Raw genomic sequence first — 17,121 nt, forward strand, 5'->3', positions numbered from 1 at the left:
AATCGAAGATTGGATAGACCAACTGCCTAACCCCACAGAACAAGACTCTGCCCATTAACATGGGCGCGAAAGGGTTCGCTACATCCCACGCTTAAAAGACGTGGGTTTTGCTCCCCTCTCGAACTCTCCCGCTCTATAATTCTTGGGCGATCGTCCGGACAAATTTTCAGAAGAAACGACAGAAGTCGTTACTACAAACATTCAGAAACAACTTCAGTCATCTCCTGCTTTGTTCGTAGTGACGACTTCTGTCGTCTCCGGATTCGTTCAACGTCACGAATTCAGTCGTCTCCGGATGTTCGTAAACAAGGTTTAAAAAGGCTGTTCTAATTAGCTGACGTTAGAAATCAAGGCAGCTAAGACCAATAAACCTGTGATTAATAAAAGGCCAAAAACCGCCTGGACCGCGTAATTACGTTTTTCCGTGGTCGTTGGAGGGGTGGCGGTGTACATTTTCGGCTCTTTTGCAAAATTATTGAGCAATCCGCCTTCATCTTCGCTATAGGGCATTTCTTAAAACCTCAGTCTTTCTACCTACCTAATTTTACTCTATCAGATGGCGGGAAAGATTGATCCCGAGATCATCATCAATTTTATGGAAGGTGACTACTGGGTTGGGTCCCATCCTCGTTCCTCCCTATCTCCCCCATCCACCCCATCTCCCCGAAACCTCCGGGAACACAGCCCTGTCTTTAGGGTTATATAGCTTGGACTATATCCGTTGTGGAATAAAACCTCTCCCCGATGCCCCAATCATTTCCCTAAGCCCATTTTAAGGAAACTTCTCTACTTAACGATGGGCTTATTTCACATCGAGGGTTGGAAACTGCCTCACGGTTCATATAGAGTATAAATATTCATCAAAAATCTTGACAAAATTACCCAATCATGTATATATTTTATCCTGTTGATATCCGGTGGATAATCAAGGGAAATTATCTCACGCCTCACTGTACTTTGCTACGGGAGGGAGTAAGGATGGCAACCTAGCCCTGTCAAGGTGTATTTATCGTAGGGGCCTGCGCATTGCGCCCCTACAAGAAACAACGATTTTTCGTAATTAAATGAGGCACCAATTCAGAGGGCCTGCGCATTGCGCCCCTACAAGAAACTTGACAGGGCTAGGGACTAAAGCCGGTAGCGATTTACGGTGTATCAAGGGGCGATCGTGCCCGTGAGGGGAGAACTGGCACTGGCGGCAGATTTCACCGGAATCCGACCTGCTAGATAGGCCAGACGACCAGCTTCTACCCCTTGGGCCATCGCCCGGGCCATTGCTGAGGGATTTTTGGCGAGGGCGATCGCACTATTAATCAGCACCAAATCCGCCCCCATCTCCATCGCTAGGGCCGCTTCCGAAGGCACTCCAATCCCGGCATCCACCACCACCGGCACTTGAGCATTCTCAATAATAATCGCAATATTCGCAGCGGTACTAATTCCCTGTCCCGACCCAATCGGTGACCCCAAGGGCATCACTGTAGCACAGCCGACCTCTTCTAACCGTTTGGCTAACATCGGGTCCGCATTAATATAAGGCAACACCGCAAACCCTTCTTTAACTAATTGTTCCGCCGCTTGCAACGTTCCGATCGGGTCCGGTAACAGATATTTCGGGTCTGGAATCACCTCTAATTTGACAAAATTATTCTCCTCTTGTCCGAGGAGTTTTGCCATTTCCCGACCCAATCTCGCCACCCGAATCGCTTCCTCAGCGGTTTGACATCCGGCAGTATTAGGCAACATCCAGATTCTAGACCAGTCGATCGCCTCCGCTAATCCCTCATGTCCCGGTGCATTAGTTTGGACCCGACGCACCGCCACCGTGACGATTTCACAACCACTGGCGATAATACTGTCCTGCATTTCCTCCATTGTTCGATATCTGCCAGTCCCCGTCATCAACCGCGACTGGAACGATCGCCCCGCAATGGTAACAGGTTGATCTAACTGCTCTAACAAAGAGTCAGGAGACGGGACAGAGGGTTTGGCGGTGGCGTAGGTGAGGGAATTACTCATGGGAGATGCGTTAAGTTGGGGAGATGACGTAAAAAATCGTTGATAACTAAACTGCGGCAGCAGGGGATCCGTATTTTCCTGGAGAATCCAATCCGCAATCAGGGAAGCGGTAATCGGTGCCAGTAAAATTCCGTTGCGATAGTGACCCGTAGCAAAGGTTAAATTGGCCGTCATACTCGCACCCAGAACCGGCCATTCATCCGGAGTCGCCGGTCGATATCCCCACCAACATTCACTGATGGGATAATCGGCCAGAACCGGATAGAGTCGCATCGCCCGTTCTAACAAGACTTTCATTCCCCCTGGAGTGTTACCCTCCGTAAACCCCACATCCTCACTGGTAGCACCGATAATAATCCGGCCATCCCGTCGAGGAACGATGTAGGTTTCTGGACCAAATAAGACCCGAGTTAGAGGTGGTACTGGGGAGTTCACCGGGACTTGCACCGACAGCATCTGTCCTTTTTTGGGATGAACTGGAATCGGCAGGAGTTGATGACTCCAGGCCCCGGTTGCCAGGACATAATGGGATGCGTGTAATTCTCCCTGGTTGGTTCGCAAGGCGACTGCCTGCTGTTGTCGCTGGATAATCCCCTCAAGGATTACGCCCTCGCGAATCTCAACTCCCAATTCTCTAGCTGCCTTTAATAAAGCGTTGGCAAGGGCGCGATTATCCACTTGTCCATCTTCGGGATACCACCACCCCCCCACAACTGCCTCACCTAAACCCGGTTGGTACAGGTCTAGGTGACATTTGTCAACCCAAGTGGCGGTCAATTCTGAGTCCGTCGGTCCGGTTGTTCCCGGTGGGATGGGTTCATAAACCGGGGCGAGGATACCCCCAGGCCAATAGCCGGTCGAGATGCCGCTGATGTCTTCTATTTTGCTAATCCAGTCGGGATAGAGCGATCGCGATCGCCAGCACAAATCCAGCATCGGTCCGGCAGGAATCGCCTCAGCTTGCGGGGCCAACATTCCCGCTGCCGCATAAGTTGCCCCCTCCTGCAACGATCGCGCACAAACCGTCACCGATGCCCCGCGCAGTTTCAGGTCAATGGCAATGGATAGACCGATAATGCCACCGCCAATAACAATGATGTCGTTTGATGTCTTCATTAAAAAATTAAGGTAATTTTTTTTATAACCCAAGGGTTTTTGTCAAGTTTCAATCTTGAATATTAGTTTAAAATTTCCAGGATATGGCACTCCATGGACTTTAAATGAATCCGAACTCTCCCGCTCTATAATTTAGACAAATGCTTTGCTCCGGTGAGAAAAAACTGCCCTTAAATTATTAATTCTTAATACTCAATGTCTTTTGAGCCTTAACCTGATGCTGTCCAGACCGGATTTTCCCCTTGTCCCCAGAAGCCGTCATATTTTGTCAACTTTACATCACCTAAAACTTGGGTTTGACAAGCTAATCGGAGATTTTTTGAGGGAGAATGAGGAGGGAGCGATCGCCGAGTTCGGTCCCGCCAGTTAGGATCCGAGACTTCCCCTTCAATCTCCACTGCACAAGTTCCACAACTGCCAAGGCCATGACAATTAATCAATTTTGCCTTGCCATTGTACAGGTCAATCCCATTGTCCAACAAAACCTGCCGGAGATTGGCACCGCGATCGCACTCTAAGGTCTTTCCCGCAACTTCTACTTTTGGCATCTCAACTGACTCCGAACTTTCCACTCTCTATTTTGACATTTTTTGGAGAGATAGGGGAGATGGGGAGGATGGGGTCTCTTACAATAGTAGGTTTTTCATGAACGGTCCCCGGACCTTGGCAAGGTCCGGGTTAGGGTGGGGTCTTCGTTGACGTGCGATCGCACTTGCGCGTGGAATCGGTGGGTGGAGTGTCCTCGTGAGGCTATATCGCCTGAGTCACGAAGAAAGAGGTTGGCACCCGCCTCTATACAGGTGCGATCGCATCCAAGGGAAGGGTGTGTGACGTGGCAAAGCCTCGTCAGGAGGACCCCACCCTAACCCTCCCCTTGCCAAGGTCCGGGGACCGTTCGTAAAAACCCTACTGTTGTAAGGATGGGGGTCTCCCCTCTCTAACGACCAACGACCAACGACCAACAACCAATGACCAACAACCAACGACCAAAACTATGAACGCAGATAGCATCAACCGGATCTGGATCTACGACACCACCTTAAGAGATGGTTCCCAGCGCGAGGGGATGTCTCTATCCATCGAGGATAAATTGCGAATTGCTCACCGCCTCGATCGCCTGGGGGTTCCTTTTATCGAAGGCGGATGGCCTGGGGCCAATCCCAAGGATGTACAATTTTTCTGGAGACTCCAAGAAGAACCTCTGCAAAACGCTGAAGCAGTCGCCTTTTGTTCCACCCGTCGTCCGGGAAAAACGGCGGCAGAGGACCCCATGTTACAGCCGATTCTCTCCGCAGGGACGCGCTGGGTGACGATTTTTGGCAAATCTTGGGATCTTCAGGTGATTGAAGGACTCCAGACTACTCTGGAAGAAAACCTGGAGATGATCCGCGATACTATTGAGTTTTTGCGGAGTCAGGGACGACAGGTGATTTATGATGCGGAACACTGGTTTGATGGCTACAAACACAATCCCAGCTATGCACTCAAAACCCTAGAAACAGCGATCGCCGCAGGTGCAGAATGGATTGTTTTCTGCGACACCAATGGCGGCACTCTCCCCCATGAAATCAGCCAAATCACTGGGACCGTGATTAAAACTCTCCGCCAAAATACCGATATCCCCATCAATTTTGGCATCCACACCCATAATGATGCAGAAACAGCCGTTGCCAACGCCTTAACTGCGGTTCTGGAAGGGGTGCGAATGGTTCAAGGCACCATTAATGGCTATGGCGAACGCTGCGGCAATGCCAATCTTTGCTCTTTAATTCCCAATCTCCAGCTTAAACTGGGCTATGATTGCATCGACCCAAGTCACTTGGTTAAACTCACCGAAACCAGTCGATATATCAGCGAAGTAGCCAATCTTGCCCCGGATGATCATGCTCCGTTTGTGGGACTTTCAGCCTTTGCTCATAAGGGAGGAATTCACGTTTCTGCGGTTCAGCGTAATCCTTTGACTTATGAACATTTGCAACCAGAATTAATCGGCAATAAGCGCCGGATTGTGGTTTCTGACCAAGCGGGAATGAGTAATATTTTGGCAAAAGCGGAAAACTTTGGCATTGACCTGAATAAAAAAGATCCAAAATGTCGGCAGATTTTGGATAAGTTGAAAGAGTTGGAAAATCAGGGGTATCAATTTGAGGCAGCGGAAGCAAGTTTTGAATTGTTAATGCATGAAGCGGTAGGCGATCGCCAGAAATTTTTTGAAATTAAAGGCTTTCACGTCCATTGCGAACAACTCGAAGGCATGACCAATGTTCTGGCAACGGTTAAGGTTGGGGTTAATGGCAACAATATTTTAGAAGCGGCTGAAGGCAATGGTCCAGTTTCGGCCTTAGATGCAGCCCTGCGGAAGGCTTTAGTTAATTTTTATCCCGCTTTAGCGGACTTCCAACTCACGGATTATAAGGTCAGAATTCTGGATGGCAAAGCCGGAACTTCAGCCAAAACTCGGGTTTTAGTGGAATCAAGCAATGGTCAGCAACGCTGGACAACGGTGGGGGTTTCTACTAATATTATTGAAGCATCTTATCAAGCGGTGGTGGAAGGATTAGAATATGGGTTGATTCTGCAAAACCTAGTCAAGGAAGCGGTAACGATGTCTTAGGGGGTAAAAGCCATCGGGTTTCAGCAATGCCCACCTTTCTGTGCCGGTGGGCTAATCGCCTTTAGAAGTAGCAATGCCCACCTTTCTGTGCCGGTGGGCAATGCCCACCCTACTCCTCCTTTTTTTTTATTATTGTTTGTTTAGGGAATACCCACAGAGATGCTCACCCGCTTGTTTATAAGAGTTGATTATTGTTTGTTTAGGGAATACCAAACTTTTAAATCCGGGGAAAATCGTCATTTGAATTCTGTTAAATTCGGGAAAATATCCCCGAGTTGTTAAAATGTGGCTGACTTGTTCAGATCTCAAAAATGGGTTATTCACCTGATGACGGTTGCCCGGTTTGGGATCTATCTCTGGATAGAGAATAAATTAAGAGGGAGAATCACCAGAACAGTCAATTGTCAAACTGTCACAAATGCTCCGTGGGTTGCCAGGGACTGGAATAATAATAGAGTGATTCTTAATCGTCTAGGATTTTAGCCTTCATGCAGCGCTTAGAAAATTCCACTGCTTCTGAAATCAGTTTTTCTCAGGTTCCCGAAGATCCTCGCATCGAACTTTCCGTTGTGGAAAGGTTGGGAGAATGCCAGGAAAATTTATTACGAGTTTTAGTGGTCGCTTCAGGGGGTTGCACGGCGTTGAGTTTGTTGGCGTCGCCGATGGTGGGACAAATTGAGGCGGTGGATAGCAATCCGGCGCAATTGCATTTAGTGGAGTTGCGCCGTCAGGCATTGCTACATTTACCGTTATTTGACCAGATGGCGCTGATTGGGGCCGATCGCACCACGAGGGAGCGAGAACGACTGGACCTCTACAAAGAATTGCGGCCCTATCTTCCGGAAGCGACGTTATCTTTCTGGGATGCTCGACTCGAACAGATTGTCCAGGGAATCAATCAGGTGGGCCGATTTGAGACCCTGACGACCCAGTTATCGGCCCAATTTTCTGCTTTGGGGTTGGATCCGCTTCATGATCCAGCACAGAGTCTTGCTCATCCCGGGTGGCAAGATCTAGTTGAGTCGATTTTCACCCCCGAGGAATTGGTGAATATTTTTGGGGAAATTCCGGTGAAGGAGTGGCAGGGACTTTCATTTGGGGAGCATTTTGCTCAGAGGTTGGCGGTGGCCCTGAATAAGATGCCTCCCCAAGAAAATTATTTTATGACCCAACTGTTTGCCAACTCTTACGCTGAGGGGTTAAAAGGGGTCCCGGTTTATTTACAAGGTCTTGCCCAAGGGACGATTTTGGCCCTTGGTACTCACCGCCTAAAACTGCATAGCGGTCAGTTTTTAGAAAAAGTCGTGGAACTGGGTCAAGCGGGCGGATTTGACTTGATTTCTATGTCAAATTTCGGGGATGGGATGGCACCGGATGAGTTAACGGGGGCGATCGCCACAATCACGCAACAGTTAAATCCTGGTGGGGCGTTAATTGGACGCCGACTCAAGGGCAATTATGATTTAGGGGCGCTGATGGGCCAGTCATTGCAGGTGGATCGGGAATGGAGCGCTAGATTACTAGGGATGGAACGCTCTTATCTCTATGAAGAGGTGGTGGTGGGGTTTGCCTAATGATGTGGCGATCGCTGTTAGGTATGAACCTGTAGTTGACTGGGTGATGGGGGCCAGAAATTGTCTGCCCCTAGAAACCCTGGCCCCCGACTTAACCCACTCTGGACGGCTGTGAAGTCCGAGGTCCCTGCCCATAAACTCTTTTTAGTGAGGAAAATTCTCCTCAGTTCGATTGTTTTCTCACTGAAGCGAGATAAAATTGGGAGTGAACAAAAACTCACTTATTTGCATCTAAGACCAAGGCAACAGTCGTCGTTACATAAGGGTGAGAGAACTGCTGTGATTCCGCAAGAATTTTTAAAAGTGGTAACCGTCGAACGGGGCGTGTCGGACTCAGAAATTCAGGTATTATCTTATGCGCTTCATGGTGAATCGATCTCGGCGATCGCAATTAACCTGGGTATTCGACCTGAAGCGGTCCGCAAACGACTCGGTGAAGTGTACAAAAAATTTAAAATCGGGGGCGCTGGACCCGGTAAAATGGCCAAGTTACAACAAATTCTCGTCAGCGAATATCAGAACCATCAGTCTGGGATAACCTTGAACAGTAACGGACTCCATAATGGGTCTGCCTCTTGTGTTAAATCCATCTATGATTGGGGCGAGGCCCCGGATAGTTCGATTTTTTATGGGCGAAATCTGGAACTCGCCACTCTGGAACAGTGGATTTTAGAGCAAGAGTGCCGGGTGGTGTCCATTTTGGGGATGGCAGGGATAGGCAAAACTGCACTTTCAGTCAAACTAGCTCACCAAATCCAAAATCAATTTGATACGGTGTTATGGCGAAATTTGCATCACAGTCCGCTGCTGAGTGACCTCCTGGATAATCTACTCAAATTGCTCTACCCACATCAGGGCGCTTATGCGGTTCCGGAACTCCATGACAAAATCTCCCTACTCCTGGAATATTGTCGCCATCATCGCTGTTTATTAATTTTGGATGGTGTGGAAACCCTTTTACAAGGGGGTGAACTCTCGGGACAGTATCGGGACGGTTATGAAGACTATGGAGACTTTTTTAAACGACTGTCGTGCCAACCCCACAAGAGCTGTTTGCTGATGACCAGTTGGGAAAATCCCAAGGAAATCAGTTTACAAGAAGGGGATTATTTACCCGTTCGCTCTCTACAATTAATGGGTTTAAATGCCGAGGCATCTACTCAAATTTTAAAAGATAAAGGATTGATTGTAGAACCCGCTTGGGCTAATTTATTTGACCTATATCGAGGCAATCCTTTAGAACTGAAAATTGCAGCTCGGACGATTCAAGAATTATTTGGGGGCCAAGTTGCGGAATTTCTGAAACAGGGTACGTTAGTATTTGGGGAAATCGGGGAGTTGCTCGCCCAACAGTGCAGTCGCTTGTCTGGATTAGAAAAAGAAATTCTCTATTGGCTGGCGATCGAGCGTCAACCTCTATCCTTGGAGCGTCTACGTCAGACTATGTTGTTGCCGGTGCCGTTGCCGGAATTATTAGAAGCGGTGGCTTCTTTGGGACGGCGATCGCTGCTTGAAAAAACAGCCAACCCTGACTGTGCTTTGTTCTCCCTACCGCCGGTTTTGTTGGAATATGTAACCACCGCTTTGATGACTCAACTTTTTGATGAATTACAGGAGGTTTTTAATACCAAAAAACTAGAGAAATTTTTGCTATTCCGCAGCCATGCTCTTGTGCAACCGGAGGCAGAACCCCAGGTTCAACAAGAACAACTCTATCATATAATTACACCCCTGGGCGATCGCCTCCGACGCACGATTAGGAGTGAAAGTCGAATCGTTGATTATTTAACCCAAATTGACACCCTCTTGCAAGGAGAACCGAGCCTAGAAATTGGCTATAGCCGTGAAAATGTCAAGAGTCTCCTGAAATCCCTCCAACCGGAGAAAAAATAAGCGATCGCGCTTCACAGGAAACAGACAACCGACAACCCGCCAACCCCAAGACACAGAGAAGGGGGCAGCATCTCGCCTTGTTACCCGTCTATTTTTGTGTGATGCATCTACTTTCAGTTCCCGAACCAAGACATCGGGGAGGGCTAAGGTCCCATCCAGAGTCTGAGTTAAGCAGTTTCTCCCCAATCATGGCAAACAATTTGGGAAATTTGTGATAAACTACTTTAGTAGAGAAAAAACTCAACAATAAAAATCAAACCCAATTCCGTACCCATAGCAAGCGCCAAAGCGATCTCACCGCTCAAGAAGTTCGACTTCGACCCTCTGCGATCGCCCTGGTGATTGGTTGGCTATACAGTAGGAAGCCAATCTCGCCACTGACTGTTGTAGGTAGCCCCAACAAGTTTAATCATTCCCGAAATGTGGAGACTTTCTGACTCGGAAGAAAGCGCCTCCCACCTGACTCGGATCGATGCGATCGCCATCCCGGGCAAGCTTAACCGCAGGAATCGAGAATCAGATTAAAGGCCCTCCGGTATCCGAAATTAGGCGATTCGTAAAAAAAATCAAAAATAGACTTGCCAAAAGTAGCGTGCTACGATAAAAGATATAAAGTAGCTTTCCAACCGATTACCGAATCTAGGATTTTTCCGAACCGGCACTCAACTAATCTAAAGTTGGGGATTGCCGCTCAATCCAGATAGCGAAGATAGCGTGGCTCGACATTTTTGATAGTCGAGAACCGATGATCATTCCTCCCCTTGACCTAGAATATCGGCTAGAGCAAAAAGAAAGGACTTTCCAATGGTTCAAAACGTTTCCTTAGCTTCAGGGGGTTTACAAAAACCCGGCAAATCTCCGAATTATATACCCTGTTCGGCAGGAAGTGTGTCAAGGCCGATGCCAAACCGACTCGACTCGACGGTCTAACGAACTTGACTAGCTGAAACTCATGGTAAAAAATGCCGGCACTTTTTTAAAAAGGTCTGGAAGCGGGAATCCCCAACTTCGCGCTGGAACGGCATAGCCGTCTAGCAAAAATCCACCGTCAACTCTACGAGGATGGCGAATAAAACCTTGCGAAGTATGGTAAAAAGATTGGAAAGCAATTGTATGTTGTTAGAAGTTTTTGGAAAATTAAAGAGGTATTATGACCCAGCAGGTTTGTCACTCGATGGATAAATTACAGCGTCAGGTGCGATCGTTAGTAGAATCAAAAATCCTCAAGCCCACAGATAGCCTCTGGAAAATCGCCTTTCTCTATGGAGATGAATGGGCGTACTGGAAAAAAGAATTACTTGAATTTGGCTTTTCAATGAAAGATCCAGTGGTTCACCTGTTAGCGGTAGAAACCTGGGAAGAAGACGACTAGAAACTTATAAATCAGGATAACCGGAAAAAAACAGAGGAGCGATCGCCTGATCCGTTATCGTTTAGCCCAGCTAAAGCTGAGGGTTTTCGCTCATCTGTCCTCCCGAACCGCCCTATTTATAAGCACTGGGATAAAGCCCTCGCTAGTTCGGCAGCGGTTTGATAGCGATCGCTCGGTTTGGATTCGGTCGCCTTTTCAATCGTCTCTCGGACTTGCGGAGTAATGCGCGGATCACCTTTGAGGTTAAACCCATAGCCCGAACCGCGAAGCTCAAAAAACTTCTGAGGACTCTCCCCAGTCAGTAAAAAAATCAAGGTTGCACCGATCGCATAAAGATCCGACTGAGTTAATGGCTCACCTCGGTTCTGTTCCGGTGCCGTATAATCTGGTGCGCCAATGCAAGTACCCAAGGGCGTGCCAATTTCCTTAACCGCCCCAAAATCCAGGACGATAATTCGATTATCCACAGCCCGCACCATCAAATTAGCTGGTTTGATATCCCGGTGAACAATGGGCGGACTTTGGCCATGAATATACTCCAATACCTCACAAGTTTGAATCATCCAATCGATCGCCTGGGATAAGACAACCGGACCACGCTGATAAACCCGCTGTTCTAAATCCTGACCGTGGATCATCGCCATTACCAGATATTTTTTGCCCTCATCCACAAAAAAATCATAAAACTGCGGTACTCCGGGATGATTCAACCCCTTGAGGATCCGTGCTTCCCGCTCAAATAACTCCCTTGCCTTGGGAATGCGGGTCATATCCGCATTCATTTCCTTTAACACCAACATTTTAGGCCGGGGATTGTTTTCCTCCGGAGGAACGAATGCTAAATAAGTCGTCCCCATTCCCCCTTGACCCAAAGTTTTCAAAATTTGATACTCTCGGATCTGACGTTCCACATGAATCGGCGCGCCGCAGTGAATGCAAAACAGGGTATCGGGGGGATTATTGGCATGAGTGCAAACCGGGGCCACCGGGGCTGTCGGGGCTGCCGGGGCCGCCCGAGAAACGGAGGGTTCCAGGATAAACTTTAACAGTGGACCTCCTCGGGCTAACTGAATCAGCGCCCCATGACTGAGGCGTGATCGCTCTACCGGGTGACCATTGACAAACGTGCCATTGGTCCCATAATTGATCAACTGCCAGACTGTGCCGTGAGTGCTATCCTGGGTCAGATGTAACTCCAAATGCAGGCGAGACACGACCGGATCATCAAGCACTAGATCATTCTGTTCCGGCGATCGGCCAATGCGAATCACATCAGGATTGTCAAACCGCCACTGTTTAATCGGAGAATTCGTGTCGTCTACCAAAACCAGAGTAACCACTTCGGCAACTCCTCGAAACATCATAGAAACTTAGTCTTAAACCTGATCGAAGCAGAATCTACAGGCGTACCGAAAGCCAAAACCCCGGCTTTCGGTACGCGGGGATTTACCGTTCCCCGACCAGAACACGGACGGCGATCGCTGTAATATTATCGTGACCGTTATATTGATTCCCTAACTCAATTAACGCCTTAACCCCAGGTTCTAACGGCATTTCTGCATTCAGGAGGGGTTCGACATGAGTCAAATAGTGAGTCTCTAACAAATCATTATCCGTCAGACCATCAGAAGCCAGAATCAATAAAGTATCTTCCTCTATCTTCAAAAACTTCACATCGGGGCTGACAAAATCCTCATTGCGAGGCCCCAGCGCCTGGGTGAGTTGGTAGGCATCGGGACGCAAGTAGGCCGTTTCCGGATCCACACCGCGCTGAATTTCCCGTTGCCCCACTTCATGATCCACCGTAACTTGCTGCAATCCCTGAGTGCGAGTAAAGCGATAGAGACGACTATCTCCCACATGGGCAACTGCGACATTCTGATCTTCAACTAACACCATCACCAGGGTTGTCCCCATCCGCCCACTGCCCCCGCGTTGTTCCGCTTGGTTGAGGTCATAAATCGCCTGATTTGCAAACAGAACCCCGGTGGAAATGACATCTTTATCTGGTAAGCTATTCTGCCAATGGCGATGGAAATATTCCCGCAGCTTTTCCACCGCTAAGGCACTGGCGATTTCCCCGCCTTCATGTCCCCCCATGCCATCACAAAGAATGTAAAGTCCCTTGTGCTGGGTTGAAAACGCTCTCGCACCTTGACGCTGCTTGACTTGGGTTTCAATGCCAAAATCGTCTTCGTTATGGGTGCGTTGCCGTCCAATATCTGTCTGTCCTGATGCTTCGAGGCTTTCTAACAGAATCGGCATGACCATTGTCGGACTATCGTCCATCTCCAGGTTATCTGAAATTGCTCCAAGGTAAATCGGGTCAGATTGGGGGTCAGGGATGATTTCCGGTTGGAGTTTAGATTGTAGGGTTTCTAGGCGCGATCGCAGTCCTTCCAAACTGCCCAACTCCGCCTCGGCTAATTCCGTCACCACCTGTTGTAACTCAGCAATCTCATCCTCTTCTGTCTCGGTTGTCAGTTGCGCTGAACTCAAGAGAGTTTGCCAAAACTGCCCCACTGCGGTGAAAGTCGGGGTTACATCGGGCAAGTCGAGATACAGGCGTTGCAGAGACAAAATGTGGTCTTCTACATCCAGGCGAAGATTTTGCGGTTCCAGTAAACTTTGCCGACAATGCCACGGTTCTAATGCAGTCCAGAGTTCCGTCACTTCCTGCAACCAATGGACAATTTGGGAGGGCAGGATCGGGTTCGTCTGGACATATTCAATCAGGGCCGGTTGGGTGGAACGGTCTTCTAAGAGGAGGACCCGGCAATCGTCCCAGTGCCATGCATCATGGATAGCTGGAACCATCGAGTAAAATTGGGAGTGGAGGGCCAGATACGCTTTGGCGATCGCCGGAATTGCCAGGGCGATCGCCGGAGTGGGATTATCCATGCGATCGGGGATTTCTACAGGGTGAGAACTCAAGGCGAATAGGGGAGATTGTTGCAAGGGAATGCAATCGAGTACCTTGACCTGAATTTCCCCCGGGTTGAGTTGATTTAAGGGCAAATCGTCCAAGAGTTGATAGCGTTCCTCTGGGTCTAAAAAGGATCCCGCAGGCAGAATCTCGTCGGTTTCGTCGGTTTCCTCTGGGATTTCTAATGCTGTTGCCGCAGGGATGTCCACTTCGGAGGGTTCTTCAGAAATCGGAGTCTCAGGAATATCCAGGTCCGTCTGTTCTATTGCCGGTTCTGTCTCCTCTGAGGATTCCTCCAGGGTGGCGACTTCTGGGGTTTCTACTTCTGCCTCAATCTCCAGGGTTTCCGAGGGTTCTGCACTTTCTTGGATTTGTTCCACCACTTCCGACAGACTGGCGATGGTATCAATTTCGGAAGTCTCAGAGGAAGTCTCAGAGGCGATCGCCTCGGGGAGTTCTTCCTCTGTCCCTACCTCGGGTTCCATCTCCGATTCCTCCGGGATATCAGTTTCTATGGGTTCCGAAACTGACCCCACAGCCATTTCCACCGTCGGCATTGCTGCCACGGATATGGATTCCTCAACCGCTGAAGCATCAACCGCTTCGGCAACATCCACACCCTCGGGTACTCGTTGGCGATCGACGATCGCCAGCCAAATTTGCCCCGTGATCGCACCGCAATTATGGCAGTTTAAATCACTGGCAAGCACCGGCACTCCACATTCCCCACAGGATTTATGGGTTAGGGACATCCCACATTTTTGACAAAACTTGTGGGAGTTTGGGTTCTCGAAATGGCATTTAGGGCAGACAAGCATAGTAATATTCCAGTTCAGAAATTTAAGAGTTTTAATCAACCCGGATTTTTAACGATCGCATCTTAATTTAGGATAAGCTGTTCACCATTGAAATTGTGTCCTCAACAGCGAGCAAGATGCTCGCACTCCAACGGTTTCCCAATTTTCTAGCCTCAAGAGGGTTTGGAGACCCTACCCCTACATCAGATCAGAGGGTTTGGAGACCCTACCCCTACATGAAACAACGATTTTTCGTCATTAAATTTACCACCTTAACATGGCTAGTTTTTATAGACTTGTTCAGCGGTTTTCCTAAAAAACTCCCCTTGCAGTAACCTTAAAATGCTTGGATCCATTCCTTGACCTCGTATTCGGTCCAAATCCCATTTTTCCAATATGGGTCACCCTCGACTGCCAAGCGGACGGTTTGTTCATCGGGGGCTTCATAAATCCCAAACAATTTGGTAATATCTTGGGTAGGACCCAGGGTAATCACCAAACCGGCTGCTTTTTGGGCGGTAATTCCATCCAGATGGGCTTGTCGATAAGGGGCGCGTTTTTCCAGAACATCTTCGCAGTAGCTGCCCCACATCACATACTTTGGCATCGTTTAATTTGGGAAAGTAGAGGTTGACAAATGATACCCAATCCGGTTGTCAAAGAACTGTTCTCTCTTGTAGCCTAACCGCAATTGTAGTGTGGGCACTGCCCACCTACAGGAGTAAGGTGGGCAGTGCCCACCCTACAATATATTGCTGCGTAAGTCTGTTCTCTCTTGTAGCCTAACCGCAATTGTAGGGTGGGCACTGCCCACCTACAGGAGTAAGGTGGGCAGTGCCCACCCTACAATATATTGCTGCGTAAGTCCTGTTAGAGTCAGTTGACAAATGGATCGTTATATCCCCAGGAATAGGGAAGTCTAACAGAAGGTCGGGAGTATGAACCCCCGACGGTTGGTTTTGGGGAATATGCCCCCGGGAATAGAGCCGATTAGCTTCGCAAACTCACGGCAAACTGGCTGACTAAGGCATCCCGAACCTTTTGATGGGCTGGTTCTATCTCGTCATCGGTGAGGGTGCGATCGCTGGCCCGATATACCAAGCGAAAGGCTAAACTCCGTTGTCCTTCCGGCACATTCTGTCCCCGATAATCATCAAACAGTTGCACGGACTCCAATAAAGACCCAGCAGATTGACTCATCACCCCAGTGAGATCACCCACAGCAACCTCAACCGGCGCATAGAAAGCCAAATCCCGGTCTGATGACGGATAGGAGGAGTAAGCGCTAAACTTACGTCCGAATGTATCTTTTGTGAGAATATCCAAAATGGGTTGTAACTCCATCTGGAAGATATACACTTCATCAGGTAATTCTCGGTCTTGACGGAGTTGGGGATGGAGTTGTCCGAAGACCCCGACTGCCCGGTCCTGCAACCACAGGGAAGCAGTTCGTCCCGGGTGTAACAGGGTGGGATAGGCAGCGGATTCAGGACGATAGGAAATCTCCAGTCCGAGGCGATCGCAGACACTTTCCAGAATCCCTTTCGCCTCATACCAGGACATCGGCTGTTCCCGACCACTGCGGACCCAGCGGCCTACGGTCGAGTCACCGCCAAGAATTCCGGCTACTGCCTCTTGTTCCTTCAGTCCTGCACTATCTTTCCAGAATGTGCGACCCAGTTCAAACCCATTCAGAGGACCATTCCCTTGGGCTAAATTATACTGAAATGCATCAATTGCCCCCGTGAGCATTTCCGTCCGTAAGGCTGAATATTCGGCAAACAGGGGATTGGCTAAAGCAATTTGATTCTCCTGTTCGGCTTTGACTAACGAGTAATGCATCAGTTCCGTTAAACCGGCGCTGCGGAAGGCCGATCGCAAATCTCGCCTTGCCTGTTGTTCTGGTCCAAGCTGACCGGCAGCACTTTGCGTCGGTAAAGTTTCGCAGAACTTGTCATACCCATAAAGACGGGCAATTTCTTCGATTAAATCAATTTCCCGTTCCAAGTCGCGAGCCCGATAGGGCGGCACTTGCACCGACCAGACTTGACCGGGGGTAGTCTCTGTGAGGGTACATCCCAAGGCGGTGAAAATCGGTTCGATATCCGTTGCTTGTAATTCTCCGGTGCCTTCCCCAGCTTTCACAGGTCCGAGAACCTGATTAACGCGATCGCGGCGCAGTTCTATGGATTGGACTGCACCCCCGACGCGCAATTCTTCCGGACGAGCATCGGCAATTTTTTGATAGACGGGGGTACCGCCTGCGAGTTCGTGGAACAGGGCGATCGCGCGATCGCAGGCCGTTTCTAACCCAGCATAATTCACCCCCCGTTCATACCGCGCCGAGGACTCCGTGCGTAACCCCACAGCGCGAGACGATCGCCGCACTGCTGGCGGGTCAAACAACGCTGCCTCTAAAATTAAATTCTCAGTCCCTTCATAAACTTCAGTTTCTTCCCCACCCATCACCCCAGCAATTGCCACCGGCTGATTATTCGCCGTAATCAAGAGATTTTGGGCTTGCAGAGTGCGGGTTTGACCGTCCAGGGTTTTGAAAGTTTCCCCAGATTGGGCAAACCGGACGCCGAGAGTGAGGGAATCTCCTCCGGCGAGGGTTTGGAGGCGATCGCGATCGAAAGCGTGTAACGGCTGTCCCCATTCCAACAGAATGTAATTGGTGACATCCACCACATTATTAATTGGGCGCACCCCGGAAGCTTGGAGACGTTGCTGCAACCACAGGGGAGAAGGAGCAATTTTGACCCCAGTGATTTCCGTGCCAATATAGGCAGGACAGGCTTTGGATTCGT

General features: G+C 49.1%; 12 protein-coding genes and 1 pseudogene. 5 read left to right on the forward strand and 8 right to left on the reverse strand.

All coding sequences use genetic code 11. The annotated features are described in order from the left end of the window. Nucleotides 1-330: 330 nt before the first annotated feature. From psb34 to J0895_RS09920, 4 genes and pseudogenes are all read right to left on the reverse strand, one after another. Nucleotides 331-510 (reverse strand): photosystem II assembly protein Psb34, encoded by a 180-nt coding sequence (gene psb34 / locus J0895_RS09910; protein ID WP_207087937.1) that lies wholly within the window; start codon nucleotides 508-510, stop codon nucleotides 331-333. Nucleotides 511-1,155: 645 nt separating this feature from the next. After that, nucleotides 1,156-1,962 carry a thiazole synthase gene (locus J0895_RS26730; protein WP_422894322.1) on the reverse strand — a complete coding sequence of 269 codons (807 nt, stop codon included), beginning with the start codon at nucleotides 1,960-1,962 and terminating at the stop codon, nucleotides 1,156-1,158. A 144-nt stretch (nucleotides 1,963-2,106) separates the two neighbouring features. Continuing rightward, a pseudogene (gene thiO / locus J0895_RS26735) lies at nucleotides 2,107-3,135 on the reverse strand (glycine oxidase ThiO); the annotation flags it as partial. Between the two features lie 209 nt (nucleotides 3,136-3,344). Next, nucleotides 3,345-3,683, reverse strand: coding sequence for a 2Fe-2S iron-sulfur cluster-binding protein (locus J0895_RS09920; protein ID WP_207087939.1), 339 nt, complete (start codon nucleotides 3,681-3,683; stop codon nucleotides 3,345-3,347). A 446-nt stretch (nucleotides 3,684-4,129) separates the two neighbouring features. Here J0895_RS09920 and cimA point away from each other — a divergent pair, with 446 nt between their 5' ends. From cimA to J0895_RS09945, 5 genes are all read left to right on the forward strand, one after another. Next, entirely contained in the window at nucleotides 4,130-5,749 is a 1,620-nt protein-coding gene (cimA, locus tag J0895_RS09925; RefSeq protein ID WP_207087940.1) for a citramalate synthase, read from the forward strand. Nucleotides 5,750-6,237: 488 nt separating this feature from the next. After that, nucleotides 6,238-7,323, forward strand: a complete 1,086-nt coding sequence (locus J0895_RS09930) for a DUF3419 family protein (RefSeq protein ID WP_207087941.1) — start codon at nucleotides 6,238-6,240, stop codon at nucleotides 7,321-7,323. Further along, on the forward strand, nucleotides 7,295-7,438 hold the full coding sequence (locus tag J0895_RS09935) for a hypothetical protein (protein ID WP_207087942.1): 144 nt from the start codon (nucleotides 7,295-7,297) through the stop codon (nucleotides 7,436-7,438). The genes J0895_RS09930 and J0895_RS09935 overlap by 29 nt, the downstream gene beginning before the upstream one ends. Before the next feature lie 164 nt (nucleotides 7,439-7,602). Continuing rightward, nucleotides 7,603-9,216 carry an NB-ARC domain-containing protein gene (locus J0895_RS09940; protein ID WP_207087943.1) on the forward strand — a complete coding sequence of 538 codons (1,614 nt, stop codon included), beginning with the start codon at nucleotides 7,603-7,605 and terminating at the stop codon, nucleotides 9,214-9,216. 1,150 nt (nucleotides 9,217-10,366) lie between these two features. Further along, the gene (locus tag J0895_RS09945) at nucleotides 10,367-10,588 is read left to right on the forward strand and encodes a DUF4327 family protein (RefSeq protein WP_207087944.1); all 222 of its coding nucleotides are present in this window, start codon (nucleotides 10,367-10,369) and stop codon (nucleotides 10,586-10,588) included. A 116-nt stretch (nucleotides 10,589-10,704) separates the two neighbouring features. Here J0895_RS09945 and J0895_RS09950 read toward each other — a convergent pair whose 3' ends face one another. The 4 genes from J0895_RS09950 to pheT form a co-directional block, all read right to left on the reverse strand. Beyond that, the gene (locus J0895_RS09950; protein WP_207087945.1) at nucleotides 10,705-11,952 is read right to left on the reverse strand and encodes an FHA domain-containing serine/threonine-protein kinase; all 1,248 of its coding nucleotides are present in this window, start codon (nucleotides 11,950-11,952) and stop codon (nucleotides 10,705-10,707) included. An 82-nt stretch (nucleotides 11,953-12,034) separates the two neighbouring features. Continuing rightward, nucleotides 12,035-14,332 (reverse strand): serine/threonine phosphatase, encoded by a 2,298-nt coding sequence (locus tag J0895_RS09955; protein ID WP_207087946.1) that lies wholly within the window; start codon nucleotides 14,330-14,332, stop codon nucleotides 12,035-12,037. A gap of 316 nt (nucleotides 14,333-14,648) precedes the next feature. Beyond that, a complete protein-coding gene (locus J0895_RS09960) occupies nucleotides 14,649-14,918 on the reverse strand; it encodes a YciI family protein (protein WP_242541179.1) in 270 nt (89 codons plus the stop codon). A gap of 383 nt (nucleotides 14,919-15,301) precedes the next feature. Continuing rightward, nucleotides 15,302-17,121 (reverse strand): phenylalanine--tRNA ligase subunit beta (gene pheT, locus J0895_RS09965; protein ID WP_207087947.1); only part of this gene is annotated, 1,820 nt, incomplete at its 5' end.

Source organism: Phormidium pseudopriestleyi FRX01 (assembly GCF_017313335.1).
Lineage (GTDB): Bacteria > Cyanobacteriota > Cyanobacteriia > Cyanobacteriales > Laspinemataceae > Laspinema > Laspinema pseudopriestleyi.